The 15,785-nt window shown below is 36.4% G+C and carries 14 protein-coding genes; 2 read left to right on the top strand and 12 right to left on the bottom strand.

Going from position 1 to position 15,785, the window contains the following annotated elements; genetic code table 11:
• Positions 1-183: 183 nt before the first annotated feature.
• Complete coding sequence (locus tag BM146_RS00990; protein ID WP_074883182.1) at positions 184-1,125, bottom strand: glycosyltransferase family 2 protein; 942 nt, start codon at positions 1,123-1,125, stop codon at positions 184-186.
• Positions 1,126-1,312: 187 nt separating this feature from the next.
• Positions 1,313-3,259, bottom strand: coding sequence for a DUF2142 domain-containing protein (locus BM146_RS00985; protein ID WP_074883007.1), 1,947 nt, complete (start codon positions 3,257-3,259; stop codon positions 1,313-1,315).
• A gap of 639 nt (positions 3,260-3,898) precedes the next feature.
• Between BM146_RS00985 and istA the strand changes: the two genes are divergently transcribed.
• Together istA and istB are read left to right on the top strand one after the other, a co-directional pair.
• Entirely contained in the window at positions 3,899-5,449 is a 1,551-nt protein-coding gene (istA, locus tag BM146_RS00975) for an IS21 family transposase (RefSeq protein WP_074883001.1), read from the top strand.
• Complete coding sequence (gene istB, locus BM146_RS00970; RefSeq protein WP_074882995.1) at positions 5,446-6,222, top strand: IS21-like element helper ATPase IstB; 777 nt, start codon at positions 5,446-5,448, stop codon at positions 6,220-6,222. Before istA ends, istB begins: the two co-directional genes overlap by 4 nt.
• Positions 6,223-6,311: 89 nt before the next feature.
• On the opposite strand, the gene BM146_RS00965 is transcribed toward istB, so the two are convergent.
• The 10 genes from BM146_RS00965 to BM146_RS00925 all read right to left on the bottom strand — a co-directional run bounded on the left by BM146_RS00965 (position 6,312) and on the right by BM146_RS00925 (position 15,720).
• Complete coding sequence (locus BM146_RS00965; RefSeq protein WP_074882992.1) at positions 6,312-6,641, bottom strand: hypothetical protein; 330 nt, start codon at positions 6,639-6,641, stop codon at positions 6,312-6,314.
• Positions 6,616-6,771 (bottom strand): hypothetical protein, encoded by a 156-nt coding sequence (locus BM146_RS19300; protein WP_177201552.1) that lies wholly within the window; start codon positions 6,769-6,771, stop codon positions 6,616-6,618. Before BM146_RS19300 ends, BM146_RS00965 begins: the two co-directional genes overlap by 26 nt.
• A 361-nt stretch (positions 6,772-7,132) precedes the next feature.
• Complete coding sequence (locus BM146_RS00960) at positions 7,133-7,642, bottom strand: hypothetical protein (protein ID WP_074882989.1); 510 nt, start codon at positions 7,640-7,642, stop codon at positions 7,133-7,135.
• Positions 7,643-7,981: 339 nt separating this feature from the next.
• Entirely contained in the window at positions 7,982-9,103 is a 1,122-nt protein-coding gene (gene aepY, locus BM146_RS00955; RefSeq protein WP_074882987.1) for a phosphonopyruvate decarboxylase, read from the bottom strand.
• Between the two features lie 35 nt (positions 9,104-9,138).
• Entirely contained in the window at positions 9,139-9,858 is a 720-nt protein-coding gene (locus tag BM146_RS00950; protein ID WP_177201551.1) for an NTP transferase domain-containing protein, read from the bottom strand.
• Between the two features lie 19 nt (positions 9,859-9,877).
• On the bottom strand, positions 9,878-11,008 hold the full coding sequence (locus BM146_RS00945) for a 2-aminoethylphosphonate aminotransferase (RefSeq protein WP_074882986.1): 1,131 nt from the start codon (positions 11,006-11,008) through the stop codon (positions 9,878-9,880).
• 63 nt (positions 11,009-11,071) lie between these two features.
• Positions 11,072-12,370, bottom strand: coding sequence for a phosphoenolpyruvate mutase (aepX, locus tag BM146_RS00940; RefSeq protein WP_074882983.1), 1,299 nt, complete (start codon positions 12,368-12,370; stop codon positions 11,072-11,074).
• Positions 12,371-12,415: 45 nt separating this feature from the next.
• On the bottom strand, positions 12,416-13,240 hold the full coding sequence (locus tag BM146_RS00935; RefSeq protein WP_207649883.1) for a hypothetical protein: 825 nt from the start codon (positions 13,238-13,240) through the stop codon (positions 12,416-12,418).
• Between the two features lie 201 nt (positions 13,241-13,441).
• Positions 13,442-14,611, bottom strand: coding sequence for a glycosyltransferase (locus BM146_RS00930; RefSeq protein WP_074882980.1), 1,170 nt, complete (start codon positions 14,609-14,611; stop codon positions 13,442-13,444).
• A complete protein-coding gene (locus BM146_RS00925) occupies positions 14,608-15,720 on the bottom strand; it encodes a glycosyltransferase family 1 protein (protein WP_074882978.1) in 1,113 nt (370 codons plus the stop codon). Before BM146_RS00925 ends, BM146_RS00930 begins: the two co-directional genes overlap by 4 nt.
• Between the last annotated feature and the right edge of the window lie 65 nt (positions 15,721-15,785).

Genomic DNA, 15,785 nt, shown 5'->3' with positions numbered 1-15,785 from the left:
CTCACGGATTGCCCGCAAAGTCAGTAAATATCAGTGGTTATTAATTGTTGAGCACGCACTAATTAAGATTCATATTCAACTATTGGTTTTTACTTAAAATTGATCAACAACAATAAACTAAATGGCAGATTAGAAACTGCTTACTTACATCAACTTCTTAATCCGCCATATAAACACTCTGTATTATTCTCCAATTTTCATCTTCATCTCAGAAGTTACCCTATACAGATCCATCTCAAAATCCTGTCTATTCTTCTGATATATAGTCTTGAGAACCACACCTGCAAAATAAGATATAATAGCAGCTATCATAACAAAACCACATACTATCAATGTTGGGAACTGTGCTACCTCGCCTGTTCGCTTAAATGCTGTAAACACAGGGATAAAGAAAGCAGCAGATATGATTGCAAGAACCGCTGCAATAACTCCAAAGAACACTCCCGGTCTATATGTTCTAAACAAACGCATAATAGTTTTCAAAACTTTGAAACCATCAGAGTATGTATTCAGTTTAGATTCACTTCCTGCCGGTCTGTCTCTATAATCTATAATGACATTCTCAACAAACATATTCTTATCTATAGCGTGTATACTCATCTCAGTCTCAATCTCAAAGCCCTTGGATAGAACCGGGAAAGTCTTAACAAACCTATAGCTAAATGCCCTATATCCTGTCATTATGTCCTTGATATCATTCTTGAAAAGAGTATTGATACTCCATCTAACTATTGAATTTCCAAAATTGTGGAAAGGTCTCTTGTTCTCTTCAAAGTATGTAGATGACAATCTGTCTCCGACTATCATATCAGCCCTGTCGCCGAGAATCTTATTAACCATTTCCGGAGCTGCTTCCGCTGGATATGTATCATCTCCATCAACCATTAGATAACACTCGGCATCAATTTCTGAAAACATACGTCTAATGACGTTCCCCTTACCCTGCTGATGCTCATAACGTACAACAGCTCCAGCTTTCTTTGCTATTTCATCTGTTCCATCAGCCGAATTGTTATCGTATACATAAATTGTAGCTTCAGGTAAAACTCTCTTAAAATCCGTAACTACTTTCTCAATTGTCTTGCTCTCGTTATAGCAAGGTATAAGTACTGCTATTTTATCCATTTTTGCACTCTCCAAAATATACTTATTTGTCAAAACTCTATTAGGCCATCTATCTGATTTGGTTTTATTTCTTATAAATGACATAACATAGATTTTTATCTCAAAATTATTGTTAAAATGGGCAACGAAATCATCACAAAAATCCTGTAGCGGCATTTACAATCATTTTGCGCTTGCCCTTAAACCTTTAAATCCAATAGTATTTTATTATTTCAAAGTAATACACCCCTATAAAAATCAAACTTAACATCTCTACATCACGTAATTCAATTGTATTTTGCGTTTTCTTAGCCAAAGCAATAATCGTCAAGAATTCTATCGGGTGCAAATATCTTCCTTGTATTCCCCAAATGTATCCCAATTGAGGTGTCCCAACAAAATAGAAAGCGCCAACAATAGCCATCCACATAAAAACTGCTGTTCCTATCAATACATTTTTGGTCAATGGCTTTTCCTCACAATCTTCTGCTTCTCTTGCTAAAAGCATTACATATACAATAAACGGAATTGTAATGTATTCAAATGTTGGGAAAGTAATCGATTGCGAAATATAATTAGGTAATGCAATAATACATTCAGAACAGTACATAACTAAAAACTTAACTGTATTATTTGCGATATAACTCACATGTGACATGCTAATTTCGGTGGAAGATGCAGCGCCAGGCGCAGAAGCAAATGGGTTATTATCTAGCAAATTATGGCTTATCTTATATATTAGTAGCGCTACAGTAAAACTTACTATAAAATATATAATTCTCCCATGTCCGTGAGCATTTCCACGTCTACCAAAACAAAAGTAATCTTTTGGAATAAAAAATATTATTAAAAGAATAAGCAAATAGGGCAATTTTATAAGACCTATTATTGCCGCCAGTATAGAAAGACAAAAATAATCCCTCTTACGTAATTCGACCTGATTAACACTTATCGCCAAAGCGTATGCAACGAATAGCATAATAATACTCAAGAAAAACCCATCAGTTGAATCAGTACTTCTTAAAAATACTATTGATGGGCAAAAATAAACTGCCATATATATTTTTTTGTATTTTGGTATAATTTTAAATCCCAAGTAAGCCAAAATAGATGCTATTACCATGTTAAAAACTCGAGACATATAAAACACAATAATAGGGTTACATCTCAATACTTCCCCACATATTATACCCATCGCCTGAGGGAGGAAGGCTATTGCACTAGTCGTATAATCTCCAAATATAGGAGTTTTATTTTGCTTGCCGCTGAAGAAATTTGTAAATTCATTTAAATATGCATCTATTGCAATTTTACTGTTGGTCTCATTTGCATAATAAATTGCATTTTGTTCACTTAAAAGCTTTAATCTAAATAACTCGTCCGGCAAATCACAAACCGGAAACAATTGACCATCATACTCATCACTAGAATAATAATTTGTGCAAACGATATTACCCTCAGATATATCATATGCTCTTGCAAAATGTCTTAACTCATCAGGGGCAGTATACGGCGGAATTATTATTATAAACACTAATCCAACAATTATCGAAAGGATCAAGAATGATTCTTCACGCTTTTTCAACAAAAAATAGCATAGTCCTCCTACAAGCGCGATAATACACCAGCCCATTAAAGTAAATAAAACTGCCTCATCTTTATATCCAAACTCAATTATTTGAGAATTATTAAGGGTATTATCTTCATCTATTGATACTAAAACATCCGACTCTGAATCATTTATAATAGTAAGTAAATATCTTCCTTTAGAAAGTCTATAATCCTCTACCGAGATATTCACTATTTCTCCTTCAGAACATACATTATCCAAAGAAAAAATACTGCCACTATCCTCTTTCTTCAGGAATAATTTAATCTTACCTAAATCGCCAAAATCACAACCGTTCAAAGAAATCATTTTTGTGTTTGTTGACACAACATTTATATAAAAGCTTTTTTCTTCCGAACAACTTATTTTTTCATACTCATAATTGACCGCTTCTACATGATATGTATAACTTTGTTTTTCTGTCCATCCATTGTAGCAATTTGCAAATATAAGTAGTCCTAACATGACATATACTAAAGAAAAAATCAATCCCCTGATATTTCTCGTTGGCATACATCTTTCTTTATAAACACCTTGCTTACGCATCCTATTAATTATTTCCTTCACATTTACTTCGACTTATATAGCTTTGCATTCAATTGTACTCATAAATGAAGGCTTACCAATTCTCTATAATAATAGGTAGTTCCTTACTTAATAGAAACTACCTATTATTGGTGGTAAACGCCACTTGGTAACTTGACGTAAAATGTACTACATTGGGAACGGGTACCTATGTGGACTACTATCAAGCCAACTGTATTATTAACACTAATTATTTTCTAATCCGTCACCAAATGAAATACTCTGTAATGGTAACCATAATGGCTTAAACTCTTCATCAATACAATGGAATGGATTCATAACACAATTCATTTCTTGAAAGCCATTAGTCTTATAAAACTTCTCTGCTGTAGGGACTGAATGCAAAAAAATCGCTTTCACTCCTATAAATGACTGGATACTATTTATGATATACTTCAAACACCAAGCTGCAATGGGAATATTAATTCCACCATATTTGAATAATCTGGGGCTATTTGAGCCGCCTGTCCGGTGAAAATGAGCCATCATTCCGTTTTGGGATGAGCCACTCTACCGGTGTCATTGAGCCACTATCTTGATCTAACTAAAATGAATATATGCGCGTTATTGCGTAAATTCATTTTAAGGAGGGTCAAGTTTATGACCAAATATCGAGAAATCCTAAGACTTAAAAGTCTGGGATTCAGCGAACGGAACATTGCTCTATCGGTTCCATGTTCGCGAAACACTGTGTCCAAGGTTGTAAAAAGCGCAGAAGAAAAAGGAATCTCCTGGCCGCTACCTGAAGGCACAACTGATGCGGATCTGGAGAAGCAGCTTTCCTCATCACCGGCATCAATAACCACTAAGCGAATGCCTGATTTTAACTACATTCGCAAAGAACTTCTGAAGAACGGCGTTTCCAAGAAGCTCCTGTGGACTGAATACATGGAAGATTGTCGCCAGGCTGGCGAAGAACCTCTTATGTATTCCCAGTTCTGTTATTATATCCAACAGGACGAAAACAAGCGTCGTGCTACCATGCATATCAACCGAAAGCCCGGTGAACAGGTTGAGGTTGACTGGGCTGGCGATACAGCCAAGCTTGTTGACCCGTATACTGGCGAAATAACCGAAGTATATATCTTCGTTGGTGTAATGACATACAGTCAGTATGCTTTTGTTGAGGCTTTTCCTGATGAAAAGCAGCAGTCATGGATAACCGCTCATATCCACATGTATGATTACTTTGGCGGTGTAGCCAAGATCCTTGTTCCGGACAATTGTAAAACTGCAGTGATTCACAACAACAGTTGGAAGGATCCGAGGATTAATGCGATATATCACGAACTTGCCGAACATTACGGAACTGCCATTATACCTGCAAGAGTAAGAAAACCAAAGGATAAACCTAATGCTGAAGGAAGCGTAGGCAATATATCCACATGGATCGTAGCTGCTCTACGCAATGAACAGTTTTTTACTCTGGCAGAACTCAACGCCGCAATAATGAAAAAGCTGGAAGAATTTAATCACCGCCCCTTCCAAAAGAAAGAGGGCAGCCGATATGAGCTCTTCCACGACGAAGAATTACCATTGCTGGTCCCATTACCTGCTACCCGCTATGAACTGGCGGAATGGAAACAAGCCACCGTTCAGTTCAATTATCACATAGCAGTTGATGGAATGCTATACTCAATTCCTTACGAATACATCGGCAAGAAAGTCGACGTAAGGATTACAGGAACCATAATCGAAGTTTTCTATAACCAGAACCGTATTGCCTCTCACAGGCGTTTATACGGCCGACAAGGTCAATATAGCACTGTTACAGAGCACATGCCTGAAGAACATCAGCACTACCTTGAGTGGAATGGTGATCGTTTCCGTAAATGGGCAGAAGGGATCGGTGATAACACAGCAAAAGTCATAGATGCAATCCTCCGTTCAAAACGGGTAGAACAACAATCGTACAGAGCCTGTATGGGACTGTTAAAAATGGCAGATAGATATTCGCCAACACGTCTAGAAGAAGCCTGTAAAACAGCTCTTTCATACACACAGAGCCCAAGCTATAAGAGCGTAAGCAACATCCTTGCAGCATCAAAGAAAAACGCTTCAGAAAGCGAAGGCAAAAATTCTGATACCCATAAATCAAGCGCAAATGGCATCACCAGAGGCGCTGATTACTACAGGAGGAAACGCTCATGACAAACCAATCAACAATAGACAAGTTAATCGAAATGAGACTTACATCAATGGCGGATGCATTCCGCGTTCAGGAAAAGGATCCTTCCATGAAGGAAATGTCCTTTGAAGACCGATTTGGGCTTCTTGTTGATACAGAATATACCAACCGTAAGAGCAACAGGCTCAAAAGACTCATCAAGAACGCTGAATTTGACCAACCGTCCGCGAGTGTAGTGGATATAGACTACACTTCGGGAAGAAAGCTCAATAAGGAACTGATAAAGAGACTTGCCAGCTGTGAATATATCGCAGATTACCGCAACATCTTTATCACCGGAGCCACAGGCAGTGGAAAAAGCTATATGGCATGTGCCTTTGGAATGGAGGCATGTAAGCATTACTACAACACCAAGTATGTAAGACTTCCAGATCTTCTTATAGACTTAAGAACAGCCAGAGAAAATGGCACATACAAAAAGGTGTTATCCAAGTATTCCAATCCTACGCTCCTTATCCTGGATGAGTGGCTATTAATGAAACCTACACCAGAAGAGCAGACAGACATCTTTGAGCTGCTCCACAGAAGGAGAAAGAGATCCTCCACCATCTTCTGCTCTCAATATACAAAAGAGGGTTGGTATGAACAGCTCGGAGGAGATGATTCCCCTCTGGCAGATGCTATACTAGATCGTATCGTACATGACGGATACGTCATCAACATCGTTCCAATAGATCCATCCAAGGATCTTTCCATGCGAGAGGTTTATGGTTTATCAGAAACTGACCGTATGTAATTGTAAAGGTACAAATAAAGGTGGCTCACGCTTGTCCGGACACGTGGCTCACGCCACACCGGATAGGCGGCTCCGCCGCACAAGAATATTCAATATTCAAAAAACACATCTTGATAGTGCTCATCAACTGCAAACATCCTAATTTCTACTATTGATATCCCCCACATTTGTGACTCATTCTCACAGATGTAATTGTATGGAATTGCTCCAGCGCTAATGCAATAGAATGCTACAACATCATCACCATTTTTAATTAAATATGTTACTCCATCACCATTCAAAAAATAATCTTCCACGTCATACGCTAGAAAAGAATTAAAATTACTAAATTCTTGTCCTGCATTGAATGGAAGATTACATTTATCTGTTATTTTAACTATTTCAGGCGTGAAACTATCTATTTGTCTTTTTTCTGACATTGAATAGCTCACCTGCTTTCTTGCATGATTCCCTGAATTCTTTGCTAGGTAAATTAGAATTAAACTTTTGCACGAAGGATTCCTTATTGTCTGATCCAAGGACAATCATTGGTCTAGGTTTTGCTACCATATAAATCCCTCCCTTCATTTTCCCTTTGTATATATATCGACAAAAAAAGTGGCTACCTTATGCCACATGTCTCTGTCTAATTTACTTATATCATAAAAATATTATATTAACAAGTAAAATATTTGTAATGATATCCTATGGATTATTTGTTTGTACGTAAGCCCTCAACCACAAGTACCTGTTTTTATTTGATTGAGTTTCAAAACTTACTGGAAGTTAGGAATCTATCTGATTTGGTTTTATTTCTTATAAATGACATAACATAAATTTTTATCTCAAAATTATTGTTAAAATGGGCAACGAAATCATCACAAAATCCTGTAGCGGCATTTACAATCATTTTGCGCTTGCCCTTAAACCTTTAAATCCAATAGTATTTTATTATTTCAAAGTAATACACCCCTATAAAAATCAAACTTAACATCTCTACATCACGTAATTCAATTGTATTTTGCGTTTTCTTAGCCATAGCAATAATCGTCAAGAATTCTATCGGGTGCAAATATCTTCCTTGTATTCCCCAAATGCATCCCAATTGAGGTGTCCCAACAAAATAGAAAGCGCCAACAATAGCCATCCACATAATAACTGCTGTTCCTATCAATACATTTTTGGTCAATGGCTTTTCCTCACAATCTTCTGCTTCTCTTGCTAAAAGCATTACATATACAATAAACGGAATTGTAATGTATTCAAATGTTGGGAAAGTAATCGATTGCGAAATATAATTAGGTAATGCAATAATACATTCAGAACAGTACATAACTAAAAACTTAACTGTATTATTTGCGATATAACTCACATGTGACATGCTAATTTCGGTGGAAGATGCAGCGCCAGGCGCAGAAGCAAATGGGTTATTATCTAGCAAATTATGGCTTATCTTATATATTAGTAGTCATATTGCAACAGAAGATATGGAAGGTGACAAAAAACTCTAAGCATGCCGTGTGGATTAAGTTGTCTTTTTAATTTGGATTCTCACTTAAGCAGAAAATTAAAGAAGTCCGCAATCATGTTCCTCGTTTTGAACACCGTTTATTAGCCCGTGAACTCGATATTTTCAAACAACTCCTATAGCATATCTCTTCACGAGGACAGTAATCCGCTCTTACAAGTTGCCCGATAGGGAATGCAAAGATACTATTCATATTGGCGAATAATTAGCTAAATGGTATTGCCAATTTTGATTAAGAAATTATCTTTTTCTTCATAATGTACGCAAATAATCCATAAAATTCTGCTTATTCTCAAGTGCAGTTGTAGTTGGTCTTCCTAAATTCTCTCTAGCCCCTATAGAACACTTTACTTCAATAAGGCTTAGCGCATTTCTATGCTTTGCACTTTCAAGCTCAGCATCCAACGCTTCAAAGCTATCAACAGAAACCGCATAAGGATATCCACACGCCTTAGCAATAGCTACAATATCAATATCTGATGCTACTGTAGGCATTCCTCCAACAGTCTCATGCGCTCCATTATTGATTACTACATGAATCAAATTCTTAGGCTTGTTGCTCCCTAAAACAGCCATAGATCCCATATGCATGAGAACAGCACCATCACCATCTATACACCACACGCGTGTTTCAGGTTTGTTTAAAGCAACGCCTAGAGCTATAGAAGAACTATGCCCCATAGAACCAACAGTTAGGAAATCATATTTATGGCTCTGATTATTAGCTTCTCTAGTCTCGAACAATTCTCTACTTGCCTTACCTGTAGTCGAAACAATTGGGTTCTCTCCAGAAGCAGCTACAATATGTTGTATAATTTCTTCGCGAATCATCTTATTATCATTCTTGTATTCAACCGTTGGTTCATTGGTAAGTGCCCCTTTCCTGATTACAAAAGCCACATCCTTACCGGTAGCCAAGATTTTTCTGAACTCCTCCATCTTAGCATCAACTTCTTCATCAGTTGTTTCGGATCCAATAATAAAAGACTCAATTCCCATATCATCAAGGAGCTTAACTGTTACTTCACCCTGATAGATATGCTGAGGCTCGTCATGAATTCCGGGTTCACCTCTCCATCCGATGATGAATATTACCGGAATAGCATATACCTTATCGTTCAAAAGAGATGCCACTGGATTAATAATATTGCCTTCCCCTGAATTCTGCATATAAACTACAGGTACTTTTCCAGTTGCAAGATAATAACCTGCAGCAAGAGCAGTGCAGTTACCTTCATTAGCTGCAATAATATGATGCTTTGGTTCAATACCATATTTATCCATCAAAAAATTACAAAGCGCCTTTAATTGACTGTCTGGAACCCCTGTATAAAAATCTGAGCCTATAATTTCAACTAACTTTTCTACTTTCATCTAAATAATTCATCACTTTCTTAAATACAAATAAATCAGAATGCACTGTATGACCTATCAACCTCAGCTAATTCGTTAATCGTATCAATTTCGGTAATCTGAGTTGATTGAATCTCATGAACAGCCAAATCGAGCTTATCAAGATTATGATTCACAACGTCATCCCAAAACAAATCCTCATAGCCAGCTTTACCATAGGCATCTTTGATCAACTGTCCAAGTAACTTCGCATCCTCTTTCTTAAACCAAGCCACACCAACCATATTAAATTGATCATCGCCGACTTTTCCAACTCTGGTAATTCGACCATATTCATTCACATCGAATACCCAATCCTCAGAATGTCCCTGTACCAATTTTCCAAAATAACAGGAATGATTAAGTTCTTCTGCAAACAGTTTCTTATCACTCACATACAGGTCAGCTTCACAAATGAAACAATCATTCTCTGTAGTTATCAACTCTTCAGCTACTGTTCTGATTGATGATATATTATTGATAGTCTGATAATCCTTATTCTCCACAATTTTCAGATTTTCATACTTCTCTTCAAGATACTTAAACTGCTCTCCAAGATATCCAACCACAACAAGAAACTTACTAACGCCACGCTCTTCAAGTCCATCAATCACCGTTTCAATCATGGGTTTACTATTAACTGTAATTAACGGCTTTGGCTTCGTTTCAGTAAGTGGTCTCATACGTGTTCCCATCCCAGCAGCCATCAGTATCGCCATCTCTGAATTATTACTCATAATTACACTCTATTCTTTTTTAGTCATTGTATCTAATTGGTATTTGAACATTATGAATCCGAAGTGCTTCTTCAAATACGTTCCAAAATTCTACTATATCCGCTTCATCAATAGCTCCTAAAGCGCATAATCTAAATGTCCCTTGCTTTTCTATCTTTCCAGGGTAAATTGTAAATCCACGTTCATAACAGTAATCGTGAATTTCCTCGAAATTCCAATTCTCATCATTAGGATACTTTACAGCAGAAACAAGACCAGACTGAACGGAGCGATCAAGAATCTCTTTCAATCCCAACCTTTCTTCTCCAGCATGAATCGCATCCATCACGCGCTGATGCCTAGTCCACTTTGCTTTTTCGCCTTCATTCCAATACTCAACCAGCGCCTGTTTTGCAGCATAAATTGTCTGAACCGGTGGTGTAAAATGCATCTCCCCAGTTTTTTCAAAATATTCATATTGCATATACAGGTTGCAATAATATGAACGCTTTGGATAATTCTTACTTTCTTCTATGATGTCTTTACGACCTATTACATATGAAAGGCCTGTCATTCCCATGATTCCCTTTTGGGCAGAAGCCATGCAAAAATCCACATTGTCTTCATATACGTTGATAGGAATCATTGCATAAGATGATGTTGTATCTGTTATAAAGAATACATTATATTTATGAGCCAGTGCTCCTACTTCTCTTATAGGATTTAGAAGTCCACTTCCAGTCTCATGATGTGTCATATATACATAGCCAATATCATTATTAGCTTTCAAAGTTTCTTCAACCACATTTAAATCAGGTGTTGTATTTATTGGTTGCTGAAGATCAATAACAGGAAGGCCATAATAATTAAGCACATCTACAGCTCTCTGACTATATGATCCATTGTTAATTACTAGAGCTTTCTTACCTGCATCCAACAATGAATTCAATGTTATGTCTATACAGATAGTACCCGAACCGCAGAAAAGAACAGACGTATAATCATCACCACCATGAACAATCTTAACCAAATCTCTTCTCATTGGAGCCATAATTGACTGAAAATCTTTCTCACGTGGACATATATCAGGAACAACCTGTGCATATTTTACTGTATCCGTTGTTGTTGACGGTCCCGGATTCAAAAGAATATTTCTCTTAACGCTTTCCATTTTATATCTCCTTTTACCTTTCAACTACTGTCAAATCACAAATAGTAAATGGAATAATCAGATTTAAATCTCATCTATCAATGTAATTATCTGCTTAATGGGTAATAATCTATCATCAACCTCTTTTGCTCTATGATATTTTAATATATCCATAGCAGTCTGCTGCATAGCAGGGAATGCCGATCTAGTAAGCTGGTTCGCATATATAACGATATTTACACCATGTTCTGCAAGTTCTTCTTCTGTAATGGTGTTAAAAGAGCTTGGAACAACAACAATAGGGGTTTCTTTATTGTCAGCTCTAAACTTATCACAGAATTCAAGAATTTCTGCTGGATCACTCTTTCGGCTATGAATCATTATTCCATCTGCACCAGCTTTTACAAATGCATGTGCTCTCTCTAATGCATCATCCATTCCCTGTTCAAGAATAAGAGACTCAATACGTGCAATTATCATGAAGTCATCAGTAAGCTGTGCCTTCTTTCCGGCAGAAATCTTAGCACTAAAATTCTCAATAGAATCTTGTGTCTGACTTACCTCGGTGCCAAACAAGGAGTTCTTCTTAAGCCCCGTCTTATCCTCAATAATCACAGCTGATACACCAAGACGTTCTAGCGTTCTGACTGTATATACAAAATGTTCAGTAAGTCCTCCTGTATCTCCATCAAATATAATCGGTTTAGTAGTAACCTCAGTAATATCCTCAATAGTTCTGAAACGTGAAGTCATGTCTACAAGTTCTATATCAGGCTTGCCCTTTGCGGTACTATCGCAAAGAGAACTTACCCACATCGCATCAAACTGATCAAGTTTACCATTATCACCCTCTATAACTGTCTTTTCAACAATTAGTCCTGTAAGTCCAGAATGAGCTTCCATTGCCTTAACTATAGGAGTCATCTGCAACAATTGCCTCAATCTCTTTCTTCTGTACTCAGGCATAGAAAGCTTTTCTTTCAATTGAAGATCAATTTTCTTTACATCATCATTATATGTGTATGGTACATCTATAATTTCTCCGCCATATATGGATACTAGTTTTTCAACATGTGAGCGTATTGCTGCTTCAGCGCCAACTTTCCAGTTATCGCCATGGATCACATAATCAGGATGCAAATACTCAATCACATCATCATATAACATATCGTTTTGTAGTATAACTGAATCAACTCCCTCAATAGTCTTATATAGTTCAATACGTTCATTCTCCGGAATTGTTGGAAATCTATTGTATCGAATTGAAGCTTTATCACTAAGACAGCCAACTACTACTCTGCCATATTTTTGCGCTTCGTTAATAATATTTAAATGACCTTCATGAATCACATCTGTACTAAAACATGTATAAACTGTTTTCATTAGAAAAATACTCCTTTTTTTACCCAAAACATGGTTCACTGTATTCTATGATGGAAAGTTATACAAATATGAACTTAATTTTTTTTCAATTATTTGTATTTCGCCCTTACTCTCAGGAAATTTCCTCCACACTTGCGTATTCTTTATAGATATTTCCGGATTAAAAAATTGTTTGCTTTTTTTATGTGATTTAACCTCTAGCCCCAACCATTTAATTAAATCAAACGTTGTCTCATCATATCTATAAATCAAATCCTCAAACTGAACAAAATGTACTTGTGTGGTATACATATTCTCGGTTTTTCTATGCGCTCTGGTATACTCATACCAATCACAAAATACTTCAGCCTCATGTGGAATAAGACCTGATTTCCAAACATACTTATCAAGAACAAAAACGTCTCTTGGATCCCGGTCTACTACCACAGTCTGTATATTGCCATTAAAATAGCGCAAGTATCTTTCAAGATTATTAGGTGGTAGTAACTGATCAACCATAACAATATCTTTGTCATTTGGTTTCACGGATTCAAATAACGAATCAATATAGTTACGGGTTGCTTTTAGAAATTTTTCTTCTGTTGGATGAGAACAATACGTAATCTCATTTTTCATTGTATTAAGCTGTCTATCTGGATTATTCTTCCAAATTGTCATATGAAGCAGCTTATTTACTATTCTCTTCTTGAAATAAAACCAATTTCCGCGGTCATATAAATCATACATCCACCACCCAGCATATGAAAAATCCGTCAATGCATCAATGTATTCATAAGAAGCCTCTTTCCATTTATCTCCAAAAAAGCCTGTATATTTAGAGCCAAACATATTGCCACTATAGAAATCCACAAGCTTTTTGTATCTTTTCAAAGCGTGTCCAGAATTGTGTCTATTAAAACACTCTACCAAATTGAACTCAAGATCTGATATACCATCCGGATCCTGGATAAATCTAAATTCCTCATTTGTAAAGTCAAAAACGTTATCAAATTCCGATACAAAATCAGTTATAGCACTGGAACCAGTCCCATAGTAACTTGAACAAGTAATAAATCGCATTTCTTTTCCCTTTTAAATTTCACTGATGAACTTTTCTAGTTTGTCTATTGCAACTTCAGGCGCAAAATCTTTAATACGTTTTCTGCCTTTTTCTTGCAATTCACTTCTCAGATTCTGATCATCATACAATCTCCCAACATTGTCTCCTAGCTCTTTCCAATCATATATAGGACTGATCAATCCGCATTCATTATTTCCAAGGATTTCTCTTACTCCAGGAATACTATCCGTTGAGGCGATAGGAACTCCATATGCCATAGCCTCTAACAAAACTGTAGGAAGTCCTTCCATAGGGCTTGAATGAACATATACATGCGCAGCTGAATAGTAATTTTGCATATCAAAACAATTACCCAAGAAATGAATATAATCATCAGCCTGTTGCTCTTTTACAAATTTTTCAAGCATTTCTCTATTAACACCATCACCCGCCAGTAAAAGATGTATATTCTCATTTCTCTTTTCATTAAGATACTTAACTGCTAAAATAGCAGTTTTCTGATCCTTATCATGCGCAAGACGCCCCGCCATCAATACAAACTTGCCGTATTTATCTTTCAAATCCTGTATTTTTGCTTTATCCAGCTCTTTATCCTTAATTGCAACAGGGTTATAGATAAGTTCCTTTTTTATTCCGTTTGAGTCATTAAATTTTTTGCAGGTAATGTCACATAATTCTGAAAGACATACTAAATTTTTGATTTTATTATATAAAGCAAAATATCCATCAGATATCACCTTATACTCAAATTCAGAGCCATGGAGCCAAGCTATCTTTTTCTTAGCCCCACCACAAGATGCCACCAACATCAGATCATTAAAATGTCCAGAAAAAGCAATAGCTACATCTGCTTTTGCAACAACATTTCTTATCCTCACGTTCACTAACTTTCGTAACTGATAAAGAAAGGATAAGCCAACTGCTATATTAGCATATAATAATGCTCCACCAATCCCTTTTTCAACTATTCTGGCATATCGATATGGAACCATATATCTTGGAAGATTCATCTCATAAACTTTACATCCTTTTGGTAACTGTGGATACATATCTTTAAGCGAAGGCGTAACATTGATTACTGAAACGTCATGTCCTCTATTTACCAAAAGATTAATATAGTCAATACCAACCCTCTCTATACCGCCTACCTGCAAACCATCAAAAACAAAAACTAAATTCATCTATTTCCTCTGTAAATTTCCGTTAATCTTTTTACTGTAACTCCAATATCATATCCTGATGATATTATACAATCTTTTACATTCCGTCTATTATCATCGCCAATCATCTCATCCAAAGCTTTAGCCCATTCCTCAGCTGTATTATTCAAGCTCATTCTTCTTAGTTTGGGACTAATATCAGTTTCTGTAGTTATAGCATCTGATATTAGACAAGGCAAGTCAGCTGCCTGTGCTTCAACTAGTGTAACAGGAAGCCCTTCATAGTGAGACGGAAAAAGAAGTACATCAAACGCACTAAATAATTTATTGGCATCTCCACGACTACCAAGGAAGCGGACATTATCAGATATTCCGAGATTTTTTGCTTTCTGAATTGCCTCTTCCATTAAAGTCCCCTTGCCTGCCAGCGCCAAAACAGCATCAGGGTGTTTTTTTAAAAAAACAATGAAAACATCAAGAATAAAAGAATGATTCTTGGGATATGTAAAATTCCCGACATGTCCTATAACAATCCTATCATTCCAATGTTCTTCTTCTCTAATAGTTTTTCTAGAATTATCATCATATAAAAAGTTATCTGTAATTATTCCGTTGCTGACTATCTCATAATTGCCATCATCACCATATAGCCACTTTCCTGCTGCATCTGAGCAAGCTAACCTTACTATCGGCATTTTATTCAAAATAGGGCGACACAAAAAATGAGCCCTCAAATGATATAGCGTACTAGTAGAATGTGAGTGAACAACTACTGTCTTAAAACCAGCTAATTCTGCAGATAATGCATCAAGCATAGCATCCATAGCATGCTGAGTATGTATATGAAAAGTAGTATACTCCTTACTCAAAGGGGACAGATAACGCTTTAATTTGAAAAAATTAAGGAAGCGCTTGATTGGCCCTCCACGCATTATCTTTGAAAAATGCCTTACATTACCGCCAAGAGATCTTATTTCCTTGTCATAATCACCTTCACGATTCTCGGTGACAAGAAAATCAAACATAACTTGATTTCTATCTATACTTCTAAAAACATTCATTATAAATGTCTCTTCACCAGCTCTGTCCATAATAGATACGTAATGAAGAACTTTATTTACATCTTGCATTTTCACACCATCTTACCATCTGTATTCGCCACTTGATCGGGCAAATACACTATTATCATTCTAAA

Origin of the sequence: Butyrivibrio proteoclasticus, from assembly GCF_900115735.1 — a bacterium.
Lineage (GTDB): Bacteria > Bacillota > Clostridia > Lachnospirales > Lachnospiraceae > Butyrivibrio > Butyrivibrio proteoclasticus_B.
Note: the sequence above shows the minus strand (reverse complement) of the source record. Positions and strands in the feature narration are given on the sequence as shown.

Coding starts and splice junctions, on each gene's coding strand:
- BM146_RS00990 (WP_074883182.1), bottom strand. CDS start 1,125: ATGGATAAAATAGCAGTACTTATACCTTGCTATAACGAGAGCAAGACA.
- BM146_RS00985 (WP_074883007.1), bottom strand. CDS start 3,259: ATGCGTAAGCAAGGTGTTTATAAAGAAAGATGTATGCCAACGAGAAAT.
- istA (WP_074883001.1), top strand. CDS start 3,899: ATGACCAAATATCGAGAAATCCTAAGACTTAAAAGTCTGGGATTCAGC.
- istB (WP_074882995.1), top strand. CDS start 5,446: ATGACAAACCAATCAACAATAGACAAGTTAATCGAAATGAGACTTACA.
- BM146_RS00965 (WP_074882992.1), bottom strand. CDS start 6,641: ATGTCAGAAAAAAGACAAATAGATAGTTTCACGCCTGAAATAGTTAAA.
- BM146_RS19300 (WP_177201552.1), bottom strand. CDS start 6,771: ATGGTAGCAAAACCTAGACCAATGATTGTCCTTGGATCAGACAATAAG.
- aepY (WP_074882987.1), bottom strand. CDS start 9,103: ATGAAAGTAGAAAAGTTAGTTGAAATTATAGGCTCAGATTTTTATACA.
- BM146_RS00950 (WP_177201551.1), bottom strand. CDS start 9,858: ATGAGTAATAATTCAGAGATGGCGATACTGATGGCTGCTGGGATGGGA.
- BM146_RS00945 (WP_074882986.1), bottom strand. CDS start 11,008: ATGGAAAGCGTTAAGAGAAATATTCTTTTGAATCCGGGACCGTCAACA.
- aepX (WP_074882983.1), bottom strand. CDS start 12,370: ATGAAAACAGTTTATACATGTTTTAGTACAGATGTGATTCATGAAGGT.
- BM146_RS00930 (WP_074882980.1), bottom strand. CDS start 14,611: ATGAATTTAGTTTTTGTTTTTGATGGTTTGCAGGTAGGCGGTATAGAG.
- BM146_RS00925 (WP_074882978.1), bottom strand. CDS start 15,720: ATGCAAGATGTAAATAAAGTTCTTCATTACGTATCTATTATGGACAGA.